Source organism: Segeticoccus rhizosphaerae (assembly GCF_009192725.1).
Lineage (GTDB): Bacteria > Actinomycetota > Actinomycetes > Actinomycetales > Dermatophilaceae > Segeticoccus > Segeticoccus rhizosphaerae.
In genome coordinates this window covers 1-700 of the sequence record NZ_VOHR01000674.1, presented here as the reverse complement: position 1 = coordinate 700, position 700 = coordinate 1, and the positions used below count along the sequence as shown (strand labels likewise).

At 71.6% G+C, this 700-nt stretch carries 1 protein-coding gene; it reads right to left on the bottom strand.

Annotated elements, in window-relative coordinates; all coding sequences use genetic code 11:
• Nucleotides 1–206: 206 nt before the first annotated feature.
• Nucleotides 207–700, bottom strand: a 494-nt coding sequence (locus FRW57_RS22430) for a VOC family protein (protein WP_203230517.1), incomplete at its 5' end; no start/stop codon positions are given.

Here is a 700-nt window from a genome sequence, read left to right as displayed (position 1 = left end):
AGAGGTAGGGAGCCACTCCCAGACCCGTTCCTGACCGCGTCCACTGCCGTCAGCCGCCGACCACGCCGGGAATGGCATGTTGATCAGCGCTTCCCTAGACCTTCCGCCCGGATCCCCTGGCTTCGAGCGGCACCGTTGTCGATGAGCGGCACAGGGTAGAGCTGTGCTGCTCGCCGCGAGGTGTGCGACTCGATGGCGTCACGACCTCAGAGCGGCTGGACGAACTTGACCTGGTGACCCTCCGGGTCGCGCACCCAGCTGTAGTGCAGGCGTCCGTCCGGCGAGTCCGTCGGCGCGGTCACCTCGGTCGCCCCCGCCCCGAGCGCGCTCCCGTGCAGCGCCTCCACGTCCAGACACCAGAGGACCAGCTCGGTGCTCACCGGTGAACGCGGCACGACGCCGAGCCCGGCGAGCCGGTTGGCGGCCTCGGCGGACGTGAGACCGATCCGGGTGCCCGCCGCCTCGATCTCGACGTGCTCCACCGGACCCTCGGCGGGGGCCCGGAACCGCTCGAGCAGACCCAGACGCGTGTAGAACGCCCGGCACGACTCGACGTCATGACAGAACAGGTTGACCTGCATGCCGGTCAGGGCGGGCGCCGCCCCGGCCCCACTCACTGGTGCACCAGCGCACTGGCCGCCCGGGCCAGGTCGCGCAGATCCCGCGTCCACCCGCCGGTGACCCCACGCCGCACGGACGC